Raw genomic sequence first — 1,893 nt, 5'->3', positions numbered from 1 at the left:
GAATTCCCGCCCTGACCGGTCTGCGTGCCGTCGCCGCGCTTCTCGTCGTCGGCACGCACGCGGCGTTCGCGACCGGCTACCTCACCCACGGCTATCTCGGCGGGATCTACGCCCGCTTGGAGATCGGTGTCGCGATCTTCTTCGTGCTGTCCGGATTCCTGCTGTTCCGCCCCTGGGTGCGAGCGGCTGCGCACGGCGGTCCGCCCCCGTCACTGACCCGGTACAGCAGCCACCGGGTGCGACGTGTGGTCCCGGCCTATGTGCTCACGGTCGTGGCGACGTTCGAGATCTACACCGTCTTCACCCCCGGCCCGAATCCCGGACAGACCTGGCACGGGTTGCTGCGTCACCTGACGTTCACCCAGATCTACACCGACGACTACCTGACGACGATGCTGCACCCGGGGTTGTCACAAATGTGGAGCATGGCGGTCGAAGTCGCGTTCTACGCCGCCCTTCCCGCGCTGGCATATCTGTTGCTGCGGGTGCTGTGCCGCAGGCAGTGGCGACCGGCACGCCTGCTGACCGGGATCGCCGCGCTCGCCGCCATCACGCCGGCATGGTTGATCCTCGTCGTCAGCACCGAGGTGCTCCCGAACTCGGCAGGCATGTGGCTTCCCGCGCACCTCGCGTGGTTCGCCGGCGGGATGGCCCTGGCGGTGCTGCAGGCGATGGGCGCGCACTGCCGGGCAGCGGTGGCGGTCTCTGTCGCGGTCGCCCTGTATCTGGTGGTGTCGACACCCATCGGCGGTGCCCTGCCAGGGCCGGATCCGGCGTGGGCACCGGTCGCGAAATCGCTGCTCTACACGGCGATCGCGACGTTGGCGGTGGCACCGCTGGCGCTGGGCTCCCCCGGCTGGTACTCGCGCCTACTGGCGAGGAGGCCGATGGTCTGGCTCGGTGAGATCTCCTACGAGATCTTCCTGTTGCACGTCGTGGCCATGGCGCTGGTGATGCACCTGGTGCTGGGCTGGCCGCTGTTCACCGGCTCGATGCCCGGGCTGATCGCCGCGACCCTGGCACTGACGGTCCCCGCGGCGTGGCTCCTGCACCGGGTGACCCGACCTCAACTCTCCGCGACGAGGGCTCGGAGCGCAGGCACCAACGCCGCCAGCGCACGGCCGCGGTGGGAGACCGAGTCCTTGTCCTCCGGGCTGAGCTCGGCGGCCGTCCTCGTCGACCCGTCGGGTACGAAGACCGGGTCATAGCCGAACCCCCCGTCGCCGCGGGGCTCCCGCGCGATGCTGCCCAGCCACTCGCCGCGGACCACCGAGCTGTCGGCATCCCCGGGCCCGAACACCAGCGCGCACGCCGATACGAAGGCCGCCCCGCGGCGCTCGTCGAGGACATCACCCAGCTGTCCCAGAAGCAGAGCCGTGTTCGCGGCGTCGTCGCCGTGCCGTCCCGACCAGCGCGCGCTGAGCACCCCCGGCATCCCGTTGAGCGCATCAACCGCCAGCCCGGAATCGTCCGCCACCGTTGGCAACCCCGTGGCCGCGAAACCGTCGCGTGCCTTGGCCACCGCGTTCTCCTCGAAGGTGGCCCCCGTCTCGGGTGCCTCGTCGAACGCCGCCACATCGTCGAGCGACACCAATGTCAGCCCAGACAGTTCCGCCCTGTCGAGCACCCGGCGCAGCTCGGCCAGCTTCTTCGGGTTGCGACTGGCCACCAGCAGCCGGGTCACCTGCGTCAGCTTCCGAACGCCTTCTTCGTGGGCTCTGCCGACTCGGGCAGCACACCGGGATACGGCAGCTCCAACGCCTGCCGCTGAACGTCGAACAACTGATCGCAGGCAACCATCGCGACGTCGAGCATCTTGTCCAGCGTCGACCTCGGGAACGTCGCGCCTTCACCGGTGCCCTGGATCTCGACCAGCGTGCCGGTGTCGGTGGC

General features: G+C 69.6%; 1 protein-coding gene and 2 pseudogenes. 1 reads left to right on the top strand and 2 read right to left on the bottom strand.

Annotated elements, in window-relative coordinates; translation table 11 throughout:
• Window positions 1–2: 2 nt before the first annotated feature.
• Window positions 3–992 (top strand): annotated as a pseudogene (locus WA944_RS05390) (acyltransferase family protein); the annotation flags it as partial.
• 74 nt (window positions 993–1,066) lie between these two features.
• On the opposite strand, the gene rdgB reads toward WA944_RS05390, so the two are convergent.
• Window positions 1,067–1,693 (bottom strand): RdgB/HAM1 family non-canonical purine NTP pyrophosphatase, encoded by a 627-nt coding sequence (gene rdgB, locus WA944_RS05385; protein ID WP_526370318.1) that lies wholly within the window; start codon window positions 1,691–1,693, stop codon window positions 1,067–1,069.
• Window positions 1,690–1,893 (bottom strand): annotated as a pseudogene (rph, locus tag WA944_RS05380) (ribonuclease PH); the annotation flags it as partial. The pseudogene rph and the gene rdgB, both read right to left, overlap by 4 nt.

The sequence above is a fragment of the Mycobacterium sp. genome (genome assembly GCF_049683355.1).
Lineage (GTDB): Bacteria > Actinomycetota > Actinomycetes > Mycobacteriales > Mycobacteriaceae > Mycobacterium.
This window is presented reverse-complemented; position numbering and strand designations above follow the sequence as displayed.